Below are 17,150 nucleotides of genomic sequence, written 5' to 3' on the forward strand. Positions count from 1 at the left end.
GATTTTGGTCGCGTTATGGCTGACGCATGTTTTTCAGGTCATGCTGGGCTGGATGTTACAGATTCTGAACAAATTGTAAACTTTTTAGAACCCTGTTTGGTTAAGAAACAATATAAAGGGATTATACTCAGTTTTTTGTCGAAACTGATTAAAGACATTGCCATGGAGCTCCCCGCTCCGGCAATTATAGGCATACTTGTTTAAGGTGAGATGTAAGTAAGTTGCCGACTTGCAACCAAAAATACTACGACACAATTAAAGAGAAGCCATACCTTTTAGGTATGGCTTCTCTTCTTTTCAATATAACTGCTGGGTACTCTATTTAAAAAGCCCGCCGAGTTTGTCTCCCAAACCTTTAGGCAGTTTGTCTGTAATCCCACCTCCGAGCATCCCCATTACATCGGACTGCCCCATGCCTTCGGCATTTACTTTTCCACCAATTTTGTCCATCAGAAAGGTTACTACAAACGGCCCCACCTGTTTTGCCATTGACTGAGGTATACCAACCTTGGAGGAAAGGTCTCCTACATAGTTCTGAATCATGCCATTGATGGCCGGGCTGTCCTGTGGTGATTTCTGTCCTTTCAGCATATTCATAATTCCACCGACGTCGCCCCCCGACGCTTCTTTCTTTAGCCCTTCGGTCATGTGGTCTTTGGCTAGGTCCACAGACTGGTTGGCCTGCCCCGGGTCCAGTTTGAATTTGTCCTGCAGTTCACCGGTGAGCTGTCCTTTTACATTGTCAATAATGTTTCCTAACATAGCTTGTACTTTTAATTAATTATAGATTGCAAATAGCTGACACTAAATAGGTAAAGTGCCTGTTAAGGTATAAACGTTGATCAATAGCATAAGATGTCAGCCTACACTTCTCACCATTTCTGACTGCGATGTTTCGATTCTGGCAAAATAATTGCTATTAATAAACCCAGTCCTGATTATTTGATACCTTTGTCCTGACAAACCTATGAACATGCGCTACTTAGCCTTTTTAGTTATTATCCTGATAGCAGGTGTGGCCCTTGCCGACACCAAACTGAAGAAAACCCAGATTACCAAAGAAGTGAGTGTGATGCTTCCGCGTGACTTCACACCCCTGCCCGATGAGGGCATTGCCCGTAAATACCCAGCGGCCAACCGTCCGGTGGCAGTTTATTCCAGCCCTAGCGGACAGGTGGACTTCAGCATGACGCAGAAAAAGTCGCAGTTCGGTCCGCAGGATCTCAACATGCTGCGTGATATTTATAAGGCCAACCTAATGGAGCGCTTCACAAAAGTGGATTTCATTCGTGATGATGTGACCAACATTAACGGTCGCGACTACATTGTGTTTGAGTTCGTGTCGGTATTGGCCGATGAGCGTGGAGCCAGCCACTTGGCACCGGTGCAGAAATACAGCATCATGCAGTATACCATCCAAGGGAATCAGTTGATCATCTTTTCGATGCACCTGCCCTTTGTCATGAAGAACGACTGGCAAAACACCGCCCGCGAAATCATGGGCTCTGTCAAGATGAAATAAACATACCTGTAGTTCATACAAAGAAGCCTCTCCTTTCTCGGAGAGGCTTTTTTTTGTATCTTGTGCAATAGCATACTTATACCTTATCCCGTGGACTTACTATCAATACACAGCGACGACCATTTTATGCAGGAGGCTTACCGACAGGCGACTTATGCCTTTGAGGAGGGCGAGATCCCGATCGGGGCCGTGATTGTGAGCAACAACCGCATTATCGCCAAAGCCTACAACCAGACCGAAAAACTCAACGACGTGACCGCCCATGCAGAGATGCTGGCCCTTACGGCCGCCGCCGAATATCTTGGTAACAAATACCTGAATGACTGTACCCTGTATGTGACTGTGGAACCTTGCGTGATGTGCGCTGGCGCCAGTTACTGGGCGCAACTCAAGCGGGTGGTTTTTGGAACATCCGAGCCCAAACGCGGTTACAGAAGGGTGGGCAATCTGCTGCACCCCAAAACCGAAATGGTGAGCGGCATCATGGCGCAGGAGTGTGCCGAGCTGATGGCCTCGTTCTTTGCAGCAAAAAGAAAATAACTATCTTTGAAACTCACATTTCAAATGCATACGTACACCTATAAATCTGTACGCATGCTATTTTTCACACATAAAACCACATAAAACTATGGCTTTCGAATTACCGAAACTACCTTACGCCTACGACGCGCTTGAACCACATATTGATGCGCGCACTATGGAAATCCACCATACAAAACACCACCAGGCCTATACCGACAACCTGAACAAGGCAATCGCGGGCACTGAGATGGAGAACATGAGCATCGAGGAGATCATGCGCAATGTGAAGGAAGACAACAAAGCGGTTCGCAACAACGGCGGTGGCTATTACAACCACAATTTGTTCTGGACTGTCCTTTCGCCAAACGGCGGTGGTCAACCATCAGGTGAACTTGCCGACGCAATCAACTCCGCTTTCGGTTCTTTCGACCAATTCAAGGAGAAGTTTAACGCTGCTGCGGCTACCCGTTTCGGCTCTGGTTGGGCTTGGCTGTGCGTAAACAACGGCAAACTGGACATCTGCTCCACACCTAACCAAGACAACACGCTGATGTCATTCGCAGAAGGTTGCGGTGGTCAGCCGATCCTTGGTTTAGACGTATGGGAGCACGCTTATTATCTAAACTACCAGAACCGTCGTCCGGACTACATCAGTGCTTTCTGGAACGTGGTGAACTGGGAAGAAGTAACCCGTCGTTTTAACGAGGCGAAGTAAAAAATCGGATGTCTGACATCCTTTTAAACAAGAAAGCCCCACCTGAAAAGGTAGGGCTTTCTTGTTAATAGACTGCACAGTGTTTAGACCTGTAAGGTCTATTTCTTCGCTACCTGTTGCTGCTTGTTATACGCCTCTACACCGGCATCCAAGAACTTCACGAAGTTCTCCACACTTAGGTCATAGGCGATGGGCTTCACCAGCATATTCTCGTTCTCGTCCATTAGCACGTAGTAGGGCTGGGCATTCACGTTGAACTTCGTGATCTGGTAGTCCGCGTACTTCTTACCGAGGGTTTTCTTCTCTTTGCCGTCATACTCACTCACATACCAATCGCTTTCGGGCAGTTCGCTTTTATCATCCACATAGAGAGCGGCTATCACATAGTCTTCCTGCAGGCGTCTCAATACCTCTGGGTGCGACCAAACATTAGCCTCCATCTCGCGGCAGTTCACGCAGCCATGGCCGGTAAAGTCAATAAAGATCGGCTTGCCCTGCTCGGCGGCACAGCGCTTAGCCTGCTCCAGATCGAAATAGCCCTGCAAGCCGTGCGGCAAGTGCAGGAAGTCAGCATATTTGGGCGGTTCGCACAGCTGGTTAGTTGAGGTATACTGCGCCGAGCTTCCTCCCCCACTCTGACGCACCAAAGCATTGATATCGAAGTCGTGGGTAGACTGCGGTGGCAAGTAACCGGACAGTGCCTTAAGCGGGGCTCCAAACATACCCGGGATCAGGTATATCACGAAGGCAAAGGTCGCGATGGCCATGAAAACGCGGGGTACGCTGATGTAGGGTAGCTCAGAATCATGTGCGAACTTGAGTTTACCCAGCAGGTAGAATCCCATCAGGGTAAATATTACAATCCAGAGTGCTAGGTATACCTCCCGGTCCAATATACCCCAATGGTATACCTGATCGGCAATGCTCAAGAACTTAAGCGCCAAGGCAAGTTCCAAGAAGCCCAGCACCACTTTCACGGAGTTGAGCCAGCCACCAGACTTAGGCAGGCCGCTTAGCCACGACGGGAAGATGGCGAACAAGGTAAAGGGCAGCGCAAAGGCCAGCGAGAAGCCAAACATCCCCACAATCGGGCGCAGCGTTTCGCCGCCTGCTGAGGCCACTAAGATACTGCCTACAATAGGGCCCGTGCACGAAAACGAAACCAGCACCAACGTAAAAGCCATGAAGAATACCCCTAGTATACCGCCCTTGTCGGCTTGCGCGTCGGCTTTGTTGAGCCAAGAGCTTGGCAGCGTAATCTCGAACAGGCCGAGGAAGGACATACCAAAGATCACGAACACAGCAAAAAAGAGCACATTGGGCAGCCAGTGTGTGCTCAGGAAATTAGCTCCGTCGGCACCGAACATTTTAGCGACCACAGTACCGGCCACAGTATAAATAGCGATGATGGAGATGCCATACAGCAAGGCCTTGCCAATGGCCTGCGCCCGACTTTGGCTGCTACCCGTGAAAAAGCTCACCGTCATTGGCACCATTGGGAACACGCAGGGCGTCAGCAGGGCCACCAGACCCGATCCAAAGGCGACCAGCATAAAAGCCCAGATATTCCCACCGGATTCATCTTCATCCGAAAAATCGATCAGCGCAGGAGCGATGCTTTCACCCTCCTCAGCTGCGGTATCAGCTATAGGTGTAAGCTCCTCTTCAGCAGCCAGTACAGAGTCCTGTGGCAGCATGGCAGGCACAGCCGTGTCGAGGCCGTCTGGAGCGGTGGCTTGGGTAGTGGCCTCCTTCGGAGCTTTTTCAATTGCTTCAACCGTTGTGTTGGTCGGTGCTGTTGGGCCAGCCGCCGCCGTTACTTTTATCTGGCTATTGGTAAAACTGAATTCATCATCAAAGGGAATGCACTTGCCGTCGATATCGGTACAAACCTGATATTCATAAGATCCCTTCACAACCAAGTCAGGCTGCAGCACTTTTACTTTCTGCCGGAACTGCGCCGTGCCCACAAAATAGGTATACTCCCCTTCCCAGAGCTCATCATACTTCTTTTTGGGATTCATGGGCTTGATCTTACCAACCAATTGGTAAGAAGGGTGCTTGGCAAATGTAAACTCCGTCACCATCGGCCCCAGATCCGGGTCGAAGTCGGAAGAGTACAAGTACCAGTCTTTATCAATTTTGACATTGAAAATGAGTTCGACCTCATCGCCTACTTTCACTTCCTTTTTGGAGACGTCGTAGCTCCAAGAGGCGGGCTTGAGCACCTGCGCCTGCGCCGCTATGGTTGCCATGAACAGCAACAGCACGAGGGATAGGTATTGCCTCATATTATTTCTCATAAGGGTATAGCTAATTAAATCAATCCGTGTTTTTCGGCTTGCGGATGTATCTCCACAAAAGTATGGATTTTTGAGCGAAAGCCACACCTGCAGACACGCTGCGTAAACGCTTAAAGACATAAAACCGCCCGCAGCCTGCCAATGCACTCGCTCACGCTATAGATAACACGGAAGTCCGGGGAGTGGTTTCTAATACACCATTCTAGGCGCTTTTGCAACTGCCCTCTTGGCAAGACCTACTCAAAAAAAGAAAGGTATGCTAGCATACTAACGCATTGATTATCAATAACATTACTTTCACATCTAAAATAATGCCGTTCACGGATAAAAGTGGTTTTGATAGGTATAACCGGAATTCCAGACGTTAGTTATTTGTCTTTTTACAAGACGATCTATAACCCTACTAAAATAAAGCTATGAAAAAAAACTTTCAGCCACAGGAAACCTTCACCATCCGCACCACATGCGGAAGAGAGTTTGGTCAGATGTTTAAAGCCATGAAACTGGTGCGTGACGAACAGCACAATTTTCACATTGTGTACAAGACCTTCTCAGACGAGTTTATTTACTCTTTCTGCAATCCGTTTCAGGATAGCGCCGCAGAGCATGCCTACCGACTTATTTCGGAAGACGAAGCCAGAGCCATTTTTAAGGATCGACTCTCAGAGGAAAATGCCCGCGAACTCTTCAGCACGACCCCGGTTCCCTCCATGCGGCTACTGCTATAGACCGGTTAAGCGTGTGCTAAAGCGAAAGGTGCCATTCGGCACCTTTTCTTTTTTTACACCTTGGCTATTCGCTATCGAAATGGCTTTGGAAGGCTGCTGAAGCCTATTCTTATCGATACCACATACATATATAGCGAAAACACGTATTTTAGCTTAATTTTACGCTGCCGGCAGCACACACCGCTCGCATCACACTATGATCCTTAACATTCTACTCACTATATTTCTGGTATTGCTCAACGGCTTCTTTGTGGCTGCGGAGTTTGCGATCGTAAAGGTACGCTCCTCACAGATCGAACTTCGCGCACAGGCAGGCAGCTCCATGGCCAAGCTGGCGCAGCACATGCTCACGCACCTCGACGCCTATCTGTCGGCTACGCAGCTCGGTATTACGCTGGCATCGCTGGGTCTGGGTTGGATTGGGGAGAGTGTGGTCTCCGAGATTGTCATTAACGTGATGGAGTTTTTCGGCTTCAGGGGAGGTGAGGCGTTGGCTCATAAAATAGCCCTGCCAATCTCCTTTGCCATCATTACGGTACTGCACATCGTGTTTGGCGAACTGGCCCCTAAATCGCTGGCCATACAGCGCTCCGAAGCGACCACGCTGGCAATTACGCTGCCGCTCCGCTTTTTCTACTACCTGTTCAGGCCTTTTATCTGGATCCTCAACGGTTTCGCCAACTTGGTTTTGCGCTCAATGGGCATCCGCCCTGTGCATGGTTCTGAGGTACACTCTCCCGAAGAGCTGCGCCTGCTGTTTGAGCAAAGCGCCGAGGGTGGCTTGCTGGTAGACTCGCAGCACGAACTCCTCGAGAATGTGTTTGAGTTTAATGAGCGCATGGTAAAGCAGGTCATGGTGCCACGAACCCGTATGGTGGCCATTGATGTGAACATATCGGAGCACGATCTGATGGAGATAATCTTTGAGGAAGGCTACTCCCGACTACCTGTATACGATGGGGCCATCGACAACATTGTTGGGGTGCTTTACGTGAAAGACATCCTGAGCCTCATGCGCCTCAACGAGCCAATCATTATCGAGAAGCTCATGCGTCCGGCCTATTTCGTGCCGGAAACCAAAAAAATACCGCGTCTGCTACAGCAGTTCCAGCGCCGCCACATGCACATGGCTATCGTAACGGATGAGTTCGGAGGCGTATCGGGTATTGTGACCATCGAAGACATTATTGAGGAGCTCGTGGGAGAGATTCAGGATGAGTATGATGAGGAAGTGCCGATAGTGGAGCGTGTGGGTGACTTTGAGTACCGCGTGAACGGTGCGGCGCCTGTATCTGACACCAATGACTACATGCCTTTCCCGCTGCCTGAGGGTGAGGACTACGAAACCGTTGGTGGATTCGTGACGATGATCTACGGCCACATACCAGACGATGCAAACGAGATAGCCGAGTTCAATGAATATGAGATTCGGGTATTGGAGAAATCTGACCGCCGCGTGGAATGGGTACTCTTTACGATCAAAGAGGATTTCCAGTCGCAGATAGAGCCGCAAACAGAGGAGCCGACGCTTTAACTTCCCGCTATACCTAGCCCTTCATGAGCGCAAGGTATAGCGGTGGGCTTATTTAAATTTAACTTGTAGCTATCCCTCCGGATTGGTGAACCAGCCGCTGTACATCACATAATTGTTGGCTACTTTGTCCAGCCCGTCAATTTGCTCTTGGCTGAGTTGTTTTACTTTGCGGGCAGGTATACCGGCGTAGATGTAGCCCGACTCGCACACGGTATTCTCCAGCACAATGGCTCCTGCTGCCACAATGCAGTTCTTCTGCACCAAGGCATTGTCCATCACAATAGCTCCCATCCCGATCAGCACATTGTCCTCCACGGTGCAGCCATGCACAATGGCATTATGCCCGATCGACACGTTGCTGCCGATAGTAGTAGCGGCTTTCTGGTAAGTGCAGTGGATCACGGCGCCATCCTGAATGTTGGTCTTGTCACCTATCCGGATCGCGTTCACATCACCCCGAATCACGGCATTGAACCACACCGAGCATTCACGGCCCATCAACACATCACCCACGATCGTGGCGTTCTCGGCAATAAAACAATCATCGCCCATTTGCGGCATGACACCTTTCACTGGCAGTATTATAGGCATAGTTTGAGTTTAGGAGTTTGAGATTTTAAGAGTTAAGGGGTTTAAGAAATTGATATTTAGCGACGTTACCCTGTAAGGTCGTGGAGCTACGAAGCATTTCCGTTTCCTTGTGGGGACAAGTTGCGACCTGTCCGAATCGTGCACCGGAATTCCCCTCTTTGGAGGGGCTGGTGTGGGTTAATCATGCGCCATACAATTAGCAATTTAACTGTTCAACCAATTAACAATTAACAATCAGCCATCAAAAATTAAATTAACCTTTTCCAAGTCCCTTTGCTCAGGTTGTACTTAAGCGTACTGGGCAGGGCTTTCCAGAAGTACTTGTTTATTTCTACGGCGAAGCTGGGTTGCATGTAACAGTTGATCGTGCAGCCTTCGCAGGCCGGCAGCCGTCCCTCCTGCTCTTTCAGCGCTTTCACCTCTTGGCTCAGGTATAGTGCCCGCAAGTTGCCCTGTATCGGAAAGCTCTTAGTTCCGAGGTGGTAACAGGGTAGCACCAGTTCGTTTTCCGGGGAAATAACCAGTGTGGTGCTGGCGGCTTTGCACACCGGGTCCGACACCTTGTTGCCGCCGTCGCGCCGCAACTGCACGAAGCCCTCGTTCAGGTATACCCCCTTGCGTTTTCCGAAGGCGGTTAGGTAATCTAACTCCTCCTCGGACAACTGCTCTCCCACGGCCACATCATTGTACTCAAAGGCCGGATTGATGATGAGCATGAGTTTGTTGGGCTGTGTGATGCTACGGTACACCTCCTCCAGTTGATCCAGATTGTGCCGGAACACGGTGAAGAGAATATCCGGCCGCTCGCCTAGCCGCTCCGCCACTTGGATCGACTCCATCACGAAATCAAAACACGCCACGCCACGTCCGGTGTCATGCTCTTCTTTGTGGGCAGAGTCCAGCGAGAAGTGCAGCATGTCTACCTTGCCTTTCAGCCGCTCGGCTAGCTTAGGGTATAGGAGTCCGTTGGTGGTTAGAGTGGTGATGAAGCCCATGTTGTGCGCCATACCTAGAAACTGGTCGATTTGACGGTGCAGCAAGGGCTCTCCTCCCGTAAAATCAATCACCTGCACACCCAAACGTTTCAGGTCACGCAGGTTCTGCGCCACGTCTTCTAAGGTAATGTAGGGCGAAGGCTTTTCCCAGATGTCGCAGAACGAGCACTTTGCGTTACAGCGGTAGGTAACGTAGTAGTTGCAAAGCACAGGTTTGGAAGTTAGGCGCATCTTGTCTGAGTGTCTGTCCAAAATTAAGGATAATGTACGAGTATAGGCCATGATGCCGACCACGAATTTAGAGGCCTTCTAAAACACTTTCAGAAATTCTTATATTTATACCTGATGGTTGAAGGTTAATTGTTGAATAGCTAAATGGTTAAATGGTTAGTCGTTTATTGCTTGGTGCACGATTCAGACAGGTCGCGACCTGTTCCTACGCGCTATACTTATTCCGACGTTACGGTGTAACGTCGCTACATTTCAACTTTTAAACTTTCTAACTTCCCAACTTTCTAACTTCTTAGACTTTCAACTCTATGCAAAGACAAAACATATCATCCGGCGCCGTATGGGAAGACACTATTGGGTATAGCCGAGCTGTGCGCATGGGCAACGTTATCGAAGTGGCTGGCACCACTGCCACCGATGGCGATCAGGTAATAGGTATAGGTAATGTCTACGAACAAACAAGGTATATCCTTCAGAAAATAGAGAAAGCCCTGCAACAGGCGGGCGCTAGCTTGCAGGATGTGGTGCGCACTCGCATTTACGTGACTGACATCAGCCAGTGGGAAGCCGTGGGGCGTGCGCATGGAGAGTATTTCCGAGATATAAAGCCCGCCTCAACTATGGTCGAAGTAAACAGGCTCATCAAGCCAGAGCAGCTGGTGGAGATAGAGGCTACTGCCATACTTAAAGCTGAAGATAAACTGATCAACCCCGCAGCTACCCCCTATGATGAAGTATAAACTTTTACTCGCCTTATTGCTGCCGCTTTGTATCGCATGTTCCAGCACTGCCCCAGTTTCGCAAAGTACAACCGCTACCGAAGCAACAGCACCTACGCAGGTCATGCTGCTGGCCACTTTGCACGGCCTTCACAAAAGCAATCCGAACTATACCTACGACAAGGTATACGAACTCATTCGGAGGTATAACCCTGACGTGATCGGCGTTGAGATCAGGCCCGAAGACATAGGAAAGGACACTACATACCTGAAACAGATGTACCCCTTGGAGATGCGTCAGATCACAGTGCTTTTCCCAAAAGAGAAGGTATACGGCGTGGACTGGTATGGAGAAGAAGCTGCTGGACAGCTTCTGCCGGCAGATGCTTTTAAAGGAGGCAACAAGCAATTAACCGAGATCAAGCAACTGGAGCGCGGACTTAACACCGATACCACGCTTAGCTCCCGCATGAAGCTGATTGCGGTGTTCCCGCAGAAAATGGTCGAGCTTGCCAGCACCAGTACGCCCGCGCAGTTCAACAACTCGGGCCACTACGATTTGGTTGTAGAGCTCTTTTACAACCAAATGGATATCATGCTGCAGGGCACACCATACGAAGCCTATGCTCAGTTCAACCGCCGCCGCGATGAGCATATCGGCCGCAACATCGTCTCGCTGATCAAAGAAAACCCCGGCAAAAAACTCATATTCGTACTAGGCGCCAATCACCGCTTTGCAGCGGATAAGACTATTCGGGAGCAACTGGGGGAGCAGGTGCAGCTGGTGGAGGTACCTGAATTTTAATTGCCCAGCCATGATTTGATCGAGTATTTTACTATATTAGTTTGTCATTATATAGTAAATAAACTCTTTATCTTTTACAGGCAGTTTTGGCAATGGAACAGCGCGAAATTGAAAACGCGGAGAAGCACATCCGCAACGCATGGATTGTAGGCATTATCTCCACCGCTATGACCGTCGTGGTTTCGCTGGTAGGGGCTTATGATGAGGATTTCAGGTATAGCTCCGGTTTTGACACATGGACTCTGTTTGACGCAGCACTTATCGCGGCCCTTACTTACGGCATCTATAAGAAAAGCAGATTCAGCGCTTTGGGCCTGCTTATCTATTTTGTACTCTCCAAGTTTATCGCTGCAGCCTCCGACGGACAGTTTCCTTTTGGCTTAGGAGCACTCTTATTCGGCTATTTTTACCTGATGGGCACCATCTCCGCTTTCAAACTGTACGCCCATAACAAGCGCCTTACTGAACAAGAAAGCGGTCCTAAGAAACGAAGCGTTGTATTTTATGCACTAACCGGTTTTGGCGTGCTGGTAGTAGGGCTGTTTATCTGGGTGATCGTGATCAGCGCCGATGGTCCCGGCACCGAGGTAATTCCCGGCAGGCAGCTTAAAGCAAAATACGTGGAATTTGCCTTAAACGAAGGCCTGTTGGACCCGGAGGAGCGAATTCAATTCTGGTATTCCGATGCCTTCAGCGACTTCACAGACGGCTTCTATTTCTTCACAGACAAAAAGGTGGTTGTTTACAACAAAACATGGGAGGAACCCGCGCTTCTCATGCCTTTCGACTCTATCCAGAACATCAGTTTTAGGGCAGATCCATCTTTTCTGGAAGATAGCCAACTGTTTCTGGAACTGACAGACGGCACCTACGTCAACTTCCCTGTATCAAGCGACAAGGGAGGCGATCAGCGCTTTCACAAGCGGTTGCGGACACTTTGGAAGAAGACACAGGCTGCGCAGCTAACCGATACACACCCAGAGCAGGAGGAGGAGCAAAGCGAAGTAACCGTTGTATCTTATGAATAACTAGGATTTTGAGTTAGCCCCACTTATTAAAACACCGAATCTTTGAATATTTCTATAAACACACTTATTATACCCTATATCTACAAGGTTACGTACTAAAAAGCTATTTGTAATTCGTTATACCCTTGCTTAAGCCCGCAAGGGTATAGCTATTTTAGATTTAAACAAATAGAGATATGAAAAATTTAGTGCTAACCCTGTTTGCCCTGTTCGCCTTGAGTACCGCGGTGCAGGCGCAGTTTCTAACGGGTGGTGTGAAAGCCGGTGTCGGTTCCTCTAGTGTGGGGGTGCGCGATGCGGTTAACAACCCTTCTGAATACGCTAAGAAAGAATCCGTAACGAGTTATCATGCCGGTGCCTTTGCCCGCGTGAATGTACTGGGCCTGTTTATACAGCCCGAAGCCATATTTACCCAAACAGGAGGGCGACTGGAATCTAACCCTGATGCGACGTTGGCCAGCCGTGTGGCTGACATTAAGTTCAACCGATTGGACGTGCCCGTGATGGCAGGTATTAGCTTTGCCAACCTGATCCGCATCCAAGCCGGTCCGGTGGCCTCCACACTCCTGAGCGCACGCCAAGACGGACAGAACATCAAAAGCTTTATGGAGAACTCCGACTGGGGTTATCAGGCCGGTGTGGGTCTCGACTTGCAACGCCTCACCGTTGACCTGCGCTACGAGCGCATCAGCCGCAACTACGAAAACCCCGCTGACCAAAGCAATTACGATCTGGCTAACCAACAAATTCTGTTGAGCGTTGGTCTGAAGTTGTTTTAGTAACAGGTATAGATCACCTGTCCCTGAAGAGGAGCTATACAAAACCACAGACAGAAAAGGCCGGTGTTGCTAAATGCGACACCGGCCTTTTCTATTTATAACTAAGCCTTACTAAGGCTGCATATACATCTCGGCACCCGGGCCTATCGGCAGCCCGAGCAAAATCCAAACAATCAGCAGGATCACCCAGCCAATGAAGAACACGATCGAGTAAGGCAGCATGGTCGAGATAACAGTGCCTATACCTGCGTTCTTGTCATAACGCTGGATAAAGGCCACGATCAGGGCGAAGTACGACATCATCGGCGAGATAATATTGGTCACGCTGTCACCGATGCGGTAGGCTACCTGTGTGAACTCCGGCGTATAGCCCAGCAGCATGAACATCGGGATGAAGACCGGTGCCATGATCGCCCACTTGGCCGAAGCCGAGCCCATCACGAGATTGATCACAGCAGCCACCAAGATGAACATGATCATCAGCGGAATCTCGCTCAGGCCCATCGTCTGGAGCACATCAGCCCCGTTGATGGCCAAAATCAAACCAAGGTTTGTCCAGTTAAAGTAAGCCACAAACTGGGCCGCGAAGAATACGAGCACGATATACGAGCCGAGTGTTTCCATGGACTTGGACATACCGCGCATCACGTCGCTGTCGTTTTTGATGGTTTTAGCGCCTATGCCATATGCGATACCGCCAATGGCAGAAAGCAGGAAGATGAAGGCTACAATGCCCGACATAAACGGCGAGTTCAGCACTTCGCCCGTCTCCGGGTTGCGCAGGTAGCCGTCTTCCGGCAACAAACCTCCCAATATGAAAGCGATAGAAGCCAGAATAGCCAAGGTAGCATACAATAGTCCGCGCTTCTCATCTCTGTTGAGGCGATCAATGCTCTGTGGTTTTTCGTCACCAGTGTACTCACCCAAGCGAGGTAGCACTATTTTCTCCGTCACCCAAGTACCCAGACCGGCTACTAGGAAGGTCGACACGAACATGAAGTAGTAATTGGCCGCCGGATTCACAGTATAGTCTGCATCGATGATACGGGCTGCCTCCGTGGACAGACCAGCCAAAAGCGGGTCGATGGTACCCAAGAGCAGGTTGGCGCTGTAGCCACCTGACACACCGGCAAAAGCCGCCGCTAGGCCTGCCAGCGGATTACGGCCAGCCGCGAGGAAGATCACCGCCGCCAGTGGCACGAGTAGTACGTAACCAACTTCAGAAGCCGTGTTGGAGATAACACCCGCAAACACGATCACAAAGGTGAGTAGTTTTTTTGGCGATGAAAGCACCACCAGACGCAGCACCGCACCAATCAGGCCAGTGCCTTCGGCTATACCTATACCCAGCAATGAAACCAGCACCGTACCCAGTGGGGCGAAACTGGTGAAGTTGGTCACCATCTTAGTCAAGATCAGGTGCAGGCCTTCGGTGGAGAGCAGGTTAACCGGTGTTATGGTATCGCCTGTGCCCGGGTGTGTTACCGCCAGATCGAACAGACTGGCCACCCACGACAGGATGATAACGAGCAGCGCAAAGCCTGCAAATAGCGTGGCAGGATGCGGCAGGGCATTGCCGATGCGCTCCACCACCGATAGGAATTTGTCAATTCCTGACTTTTTTTTCTTGATTTGCGTCATAAAAAGTTTTTTTAAGGTTCCCGCTCGCACAGCGCTTGTTCAGATACAGGCGGCGGGCAAAGAGGCCATCGCAAACGGGTTCCGAAATTGCCCAAAATTTTGCAGCCTCGCAAATTTTAGCAAAAAGCCATACCTTCGTTTATCATCAAAAATTGCTTTCCCTATGATCACACCCCTCCAGCCCGGCGACAAAATCGCCATCATCGCCACCGCCCGACTCATCAGCCGCGAAGAAATTGCAGCCGCCATCGATATTCTGCAAGGCTGGGGACTGGAGGTTGAGGTTGGTCCTACAGTAGGCGCCCATTACGGTGTGTTTGCCGGCGACGATGCACTCCGCCTGCAGGACCTGCAGCAGGCCCTCGACCGTCCAGACATCAAAGCCATAGTCTGTGCCCGCGGCGGCTACGGTACCACCCGCATCCTTGACCAAGTCGACTTCAGCCGCTTTGAGCGCAACCCTAAATGGATAGTCGGTTTTAGCGACATCACTTCCCTCCTTTGCCACATCCACGGTTTAGGTATAGAAAGCGTGCACGGCATCATGCCTTTGCTCTTTCCGACAGGCACCGAAGCTGCGCTGGACAGCCTGCGCCGCGTGCTCTTCGGAGAGGAACTCAGCTACAGCACCGGCCCCCACGCTTTCAACCGCACAGGTATAGCCGAAGGCCAGCTTATAGGCGGTAACCTCGCGCTCCTGCACAATGTATCCGGCACCAGCTCTGACTTCACCACTAAGGGCAAGATCCTGTTTCTGGAAGACGTGGATGAGTACCTCTACAGTATCGACCGCATGATGGTGCACCTCGACCGCGCCGGTAAATTAAAGGATCTGGCAGGTCTCATCGTCGGCCATTTCAGTTTAATGAAAGACAATGCCGTTCCTTTCGGCAAAGACGCATACGAGATCATAGCTGAGCACACTGGCAAGTACAACTACCCCGTTTGCTACAGCTTCCCGACCGGTCACGAACCGGATAATCTGGCCTTGGTTTGCGGGAGAAGAGCTAGGTTGGAAGTTGCAGAGAATGGGGTGAGGTTGGAGTACGTTTATTCCGCATAACAAGCTATATTGGATGTTATATGGAGTAGTTCCTTATATAATAAAGTTGTGTGGAATAAAATGATGACAGAAAAGAGTAGGCAAGAAAGAATTAGTCATTTAAGACAGCACCAAGAACGGAAGCACTTTCTTGGTGAATTTTTATTGTCTTTGTCACAAATCGTAGGAAAAGAACTTACTGAAGAATCCGTGTTGACACTTGAAGAAACAAATACAGTTATAAACAGAATACATTACAGAGATTCTCAGGTACCGACTTTCAATTTCACTTTTCCATCATCACAAGCAGATAGTTTTAGGGAGATTTTTTCCTGCCTTATTCCAGAAATTACAAATCCAAAGACCTATTTTACCACATCGAGAATTTATAGGTCATTCTTCCTTCAAATGAATTGTTCATTTGCGATTCCTAATTTTGAAAAGATTATCGAGTTAGATACGAATACATTTTATATATTTCATAAAGACTTAACGAATGGGCTGTGGGTTGACTACAATGAAGAAAATTGGTCAGAAAACGGAAAAACAGAATACGTGTGGACTTATGAATTACGGGTATGGGGTAAAGAATGGGTGAATAAGGTACATACAGCCTATAACAGCCGTACATAAAAACTACTTCACACAACAAAGTTCAGCCTGTATGCTCTGCTACGCCTCGCCCATAGGCTGCACCAGTACGTTAGTACCCACTTCGAAAAACAGAATGGATAACATCTCAATAAAAAGAGTTGCCCTCAACGACATAGACCAACTGCAAAAAATCAGCAGACATACTTTCTCTGAAACATTCTCAGCTGGCAATACAGAGGAGAACATGCGGAAATATTTAGAGGAAGAGCTTTCTGTCGAAAAGCTGACTGCCGAACTCAGTGACAAAAACTCTACATTCTATTTCGCGACAATCGATGATCAAGTAGTTGGTTACTTAAAACTAAACATTGGTCAAGCACAGACAGAGTTGAAAGACGGCAAGGGCCTTGAGATCGAGAGGATTTACGCGTTAAAAGCATACCACGGAAAAGGTGTAGGCCAGTTTCTTTATAAACACGCCATCCACGTTGCAAAGCAGTTAAGTGCCGATTTTGTTTGGTTAGGTGTTTGGGAAGAAAACCCAAGAGCGATCAACTTTTATAAGAAAAATGGGTTTGTCGAGTTTGACAAACATGTTTTCAAACTTGGTAGCGACGAGCAGACAGACATCATGATGAAACTCCAACTTTAAACCCCTCACGCCGCCTTATCGATCCCTTTCGTCCGCACCTGATTAAAATAGTTACAGATCCCATTTAGCACACACTTCTCGCACCTCGGGTACGACCAAGTGCACACTTTCTGTCCATGCTTAAGCAAGTGTTTGTGAAAATTAAAGAGCACCAGCGCGTCTTTAGGCAGCATCTCCAGTAGAATGTCGTGGGCTTTGTTGGCCGTGACTTTCGCTCCGATCAGCCCTACCCGCTGGCTTATCCGGAATACGTGCGTATCGACGGGCAGCACCGGCTTCTTGAAGTTGAAGAGCAGCACCAGGGTAGCCGTTTTCAAACCCACTCCCGGAAGCTTGGTTAGCCAAGCGATGGCCTCCTCCTCTGGCAAGTCCTCCAAAAAATCGATATTGAACTCGCCCCGCTCTTCTTTGATCATGCTAAGCGCCTGCTGGATCTGCGGCACCTTCTGTTCGGGGTAGCGAGTCGTGCTGATGGCCTCGGCCAAATCATCAAAAGGGGCATTCATTACGCCTTCCCAGTCACCGAAACGCTCCATCATGGTATAGAAGGCCTGCTCCTCGTCCTTGTGATTGGTGCGGTGCGAAAGCATGGTGGAAATCAGCTCGTGCATGTGGCTGCGGCGCGGTTCCAGCTTCAGCGGCTTGTATTCTTGGTTCAGCAACTCGTGCGTAATCATCACCTTTTCCTCGGCCGCCAGTTCGTGTCCTTCCATCACTTCAGTCATTTAGTCTGTTTCTCCTTAACGTGA

Annotated in this window: 18 protein-coding genes; 12 read left to right on the forward strand and 6 right to left on the reverse strand. The window is 49.4% G+C overall.

Going from position 1 to position 17,150, the window contains the following annotated elements; genetic code table 11:
* Positions 1-318: 318 nt before the first annotated feature.
* Positions 319-762: a hypothetical protein gene (locus tag Q1A04_RS07620; RefSeq protein WP_299703416.1), complete on the reverse strand. Its 444-nt coding sequence runs from the start codon at positions 760-762 to the stop codon at positions 319-321.
* Positions 763-973: 211 nt separating this feature from the next.
* On the opposite strand from Q1A04_RS07620, the gene Q1A04_RS07625 reads away from it, so the two are divergent.
* The 3 genes from Q1A04_RS07625 (at position 974) to Q1A04_RS07635 (ending at position 2,759) form a co-directional block, all read left to right on the forward strand.
* Positions 974-1,522, forward strand: a complete 549-nt coding sequence (locus tag Q1A04_RS07625; RefSeq protein WP_299703419.1) for a hypothetical protein — start codon at positions 974-976, stop codon at positions 1,520-1,522.
* Positions 1,523-1,612: 90 nt separating this feature from the next.
* Complete coding sequence (locus Q1A04_RS07630; protein ID WP_299703424.1) at positions 1,613-2,062, forward strand: nucleoside deaminase; 450 nt, start codon at positions 1,613-1,615, stop codon at positions 2,060-2,062.
* An 88-nt stretch (positions 2,063-2,150) separates the two neighbouring features.
* Positions 2,151-2,759 (forward strand): superoxide dismutase, encoded by a 609-nt coding sequence (locus Q1A04_RS07635; RefSeq protein WP_299703427.1) that lies wholly within the window; start codon positions 2,151-2,153, stop codon positions 2,757-2,759.
* Between the two features lie 98 nt (positions 2,760-2,857).
* On the opposite strand, the gene Q1A04_RS07640 is transcribed toward Q1A04_RS07635, so the two are convergent.
* Positions 2,858-5,062: a thioredoxin family protein gene (locus Q1A04_RS07640; RefSeq protein WP_299703430.1), complete on the reverse strand. Its 2,205-nt coding sequence runs from the start codon at positions 5,060-5,062 to the stop codon at positions 2,858-2,860.
* A gap of 416 nt (positions 5,063-5,478) precedes the next feature.
* Here Q1A04_RS07640 and Q1A04_RS07645 point away from each other — a divergent pair, with 416 nt between their 5' ends.
* Positions 5,479-5,790, forward strand: coding sequence for a hypothetical protein (locus tag Q1A04_RS07645; protein ID WP_299703433.1), 312 nt, complete (start codon positions 5,479-5,481; stop codon positions 5,788-5,790).
* A 196-nt stretch (positions 5,791-5,986) separates the two neighbouring features.
* Positions 5,987-7,324 (forward strand): hemolysin family protein, encoded by a 1,338-nt coding sequence (locus Q1A04_RS07650; RefSeq protein ID WP_299703436.1) that lies wholly within the window; start codon positions 5,987-5,989, stop codon positions 7,322-7,324.
* Positions 7,325-7,393: 69 nt separating this feature from the next.
* Here the strand turns inward: Q1A04_RS07650 and Q1A04_RS07655 are convergent, their stop codons facing one another.
* Together Q1A04_RS07655 and Q1A04_RS07660 are read right to left on the reverse strand one after the other, a co-directional pair.
* Positions 7,394-7,915, reverse strand: coding sequence for a gamma carbonic anhydrase family protein (locus Q1A04_RS07655; protein WP_299703439.1), 522 nt, complete (start codon positions 7,913-7,915; stop codon positions 7,394-7,396).
* Between the two features lie 248 nt (positions 7,916-8,163).
* A complete protein-coding gene (locus tag Q1A04_RS07660; RefSeq protein ID WP_299703650.1) occupies positions 8,164-9,141 on the reverse strand; it encodes a radical SAM protein in 978 nt (325 codons plus the stop codon).
* A 308-nt stretch (positions 9,142-9,449) separates the two neighbouring features.
* On the opposite strand from Q1A04_RS07660, the gene Q1A04_RS07665 reads away from it, so the two are divergent.
* From Q1A04_RS07665 to Q1A04_RS07680, 4 genes are all read left to right on the forward strand, one after another.
* On the forward strand, positions 9,450-9,881 hold the full coding sequence (locus Q1A04_RS07665; protein ID WP_299703442.1) for a RidA family protein: 432 nt from the start codon (positions 9,450-9,452) through the stop codon (positions 9,879-9,881).
* Positions 9,868-10,665 (forward strand): hypothetical protein, encoded by a 798-nt coding sequence (locus Q1A04_RS07670; RefSeq protein WP_299703445.1) that lies wholly within the window; start codon positions 9,868-9,870, stop codon positions 10,663-10,665. The genes Q1A04_RS07665 and Q1A04_RS07670 overlap by 14 nt, the downstream gene beginning before the upstream one ends.
* Positions 10,666-10,757: 92 nt before the next feature.
* Positions 10,758-11,693, forward strand: a complete 936-nt coding sequence (locus tag Q1A04_RS07675; protein WP_299703448.1) for a hypothetical protein — start codon at positions 10,758-10,760, stop codon at positions 11,691-11,693.
* 176 nt (positions 11,694-11,869) lie between these two features.
* Positions 11,870-12,472 (forward strand): outer membrane beta-barrel protein, encoded by a 603-nt coding sequence (locus tag Q1A04_RS07680; protein ID WP_299703451.1) that lies wholly within the window; start codon positions 11,870-11,872, stop codon positions 12,470-12,472.
* A 111-nt stretch (positions 12,473-12,583) separates the two neighbouring features.
* Here Q1A04_RS07680 and Q1A04_RS07685 read toward each other — a convergent pair whose 3' ends face one another.
* Positions 12,584-14,113 carry an AbgT family transporter gene (locus Q1A04_RS07685; RefSeq protein ID WP_299703454.1) on the reverse strand — a complete coding sequence of 510 codons (1,530 nt, stop codon included), beginning with the start codon at positions 14,111-14,113 and terminating at the stop codon, positions 12,584-12,586.
* A gap of 163 nt (positions 14,114-14,276) precedes the next feature.
* Between Q1A04_RS07685 and Q1A04_RS07690 the strand changes: the two genes are divergently transcribed.
* The 3 genes from Q1A04_RS07690 (at position 14,277) to Q1A04_RS07700 (ending at position 16,401) form a co-directional block, all read left to right on the forward strand.
* The gene (locus Q1A04_RS07690; protein ID WP_299703457.1) at positions 14,277-15,176 is read left to right on the forward strand and encodes an LD-carboxypeptidase; all 900 of its coding nucleotides are present in this window, start codon (positions 14,277-14,279) and stop codon (positions 15,174-15,176) included.
* 60 nt (positions 15,177-15,236) lie between these two features.
* Positions 15,237-15,788, forward strand: coding sequence for a hypothetical protein (locus Q1A04_RS07695; protein ID WP_299703461.1), 552 nt, complete (start codon positions 15,237-15,239; stop codon positions 15,786-15,788).
* Between the two features lie 94 nt (positions 15,789-15,882).
* Positions 15,883-16,401: a GNAT family N-acetyltransferase gene (locus tag Q1A04_RS07700; RefSeq protein ID WP_299703463.1), complete on the forward strand. Its 519-nt coding sequence runs from the start codon at positions 15,883-15,885 to the stop codon at positions 16,399-16,401.
* Positions 16,402-16,406: 5 nt separating this feature from the next.
* Here Q1A04_RS07700 and Q1A04_RS07705 read toward each other — a convergent pair whose 3' ends face one another.
* The gene (locus tag Q1A04_RS07705) at positions 16,407-17,126 is read right to left on the reverse strand and encodes an endonuclease III (RefSeq protein WP_299703466.1); all 720 of its coding nucleotides are present in this window, start codon (positions 17,124-17,126) and stop codon (positions 16,407-16,409) included.
* Positions 17,127-17,150: the final 24 nt, after the last annotated feature.

Origin of the sequence: uncultured Pontibacter sp. (assembly GCF_947499215.1) — a bacterium.
Classification (GTDB): Bacteria; Bacteroidota; Bacteroidia; order Cytophagales; family Hymenobacteraceae; genus Pontibacter.

What these genes read in the sequence shown, in the direction of transcription:
- Q1A04_RS07620 (WP_299703416.1), bottom strand. Translation starts at nt 762, where the DNA reads ATGTTAGGAAACATTATTGACAATGTAAAAGGACAGCTCACCGGTGAA.
- Q1A04_RS07625 (WP_299703419.1), top strand. Translation starts at nt 974, where the DNA reads ATGCGCTACTTAGCCTTTTTAGTTATTATCCTGATAGCAGGTGTGGCC.
- Q1A04_RS07635 (WP_299703427.1), top strand. Translation starts at nt 2,151, where the DNA reads ATGGCTTTCGAATTACCGAAACTACCTTACGCCTACGACGCGCTTGAA.
- Q1A04_RS07640 (WP_299703430.1), bottom strand. Translation starts at nt 5,062, where the DNA reads ATGAGAAATAATATGAGGCAATACCTATCCCTCGTGCTGTTGCTGTTC.
- Q1A04_RS07645 (WP_299703433.1), top strand. Translation starts at nt 5,479, where the DNA reads ATGAAAAAAAACTTTCAGCCACAGGAAACCTTCACCATCCGCACCACA.
- Q1A04_RS07650 (WP_299703436.1), top strand. Translation starts at nt 5,987, where the DNA reads ATGATCCTTAACATTCTACTCACTATATTTCTGGTATTGCTCAACGGC.
- Q1A04_RS07655 (WP_299703439.1), bottom strand. Translation starts at nt 7,915, where the DNA reads ATGCCTATAATACTGCCAGTGAAAGGTGTCATGCCGCAAATGGGCGAT.
- Q1A04_RS07660 (WP_299703650.1), bottom strand. Translation starts at nt 9,141, where the DNA reads ATGCGCCTAACTTCCAAACCTGTGCTTTGCAACTACTACGTTACCTAC.
- Q1A04_RS07665 (WP_299703442.1), top strand. Translation starts at nt 9,450, where the DNA reads ATGCAAAGACAAAACATATCATCCGGCGCCGTATGGGAAGACACTATT.
- Q1A04_RS07670 (WP_299703445.1), top strand. Translation starts at nt 9,868, where the DNA reads ATGATGAAGTATAAACTTTTACTCGCCTTATTGCTGCCGCTTTGTATC.
- Q1A04_RS07675 (WP_299703448.1), top strand. Translation starts at nt 10,758, where the DNA reads ATGGAACAGCGCGAAATTGAAAACGCGGAGAAGCACATCCGCAACGCA.
- Q1A04_RS07680 (WP_299703451.1), top strand. Translation starts at nt 11,870, where the DNA reads ATGAAAAATTTAGTGCTAACCCTGTTTGCCCTGTTCGCCTTGAGTACC.
- Q1A04_RS07685 (WP_299703454.1), bottom strand. Translation starts at nt 14,113, where the DNA reads ATGACGCAAATCAAGAAAAAAAAGTCAGGAATTGACAAATTCCTATCG.
- Q1A04_RS07690 (WP_299703457.1), top strand. Translation starts at nt 14,277, where the DNA reads ATGATCACACCCCTCCAGCCCGGCGACAAAATCGCCATCATCGCCACC.
- Q1A04_RS07695 (WP_299703461.1), top strand. Translation starts at nt 15,237, where the DNA reads ATGATGACAGAAAAGAGTAGGCAAGAAAGAATTAGTCATTTAAGACAG.
- Q1A04_RS07700 (WP_299703463.1), top strand. Translation starts at nt 15,883, where the DNA reads ATGGATAACATCTCAATAAAAAGAGTTGCCCTCAACGACATAGACCAA.
- Q1A04_RS07705 (WP_299703466.1), bottom strand. Translation starts at nt 17,126, where the DNA reads ATGACTGAAGTGATGGAAGGACACGAACTGGCGGCCGAGGAAAAGGTG.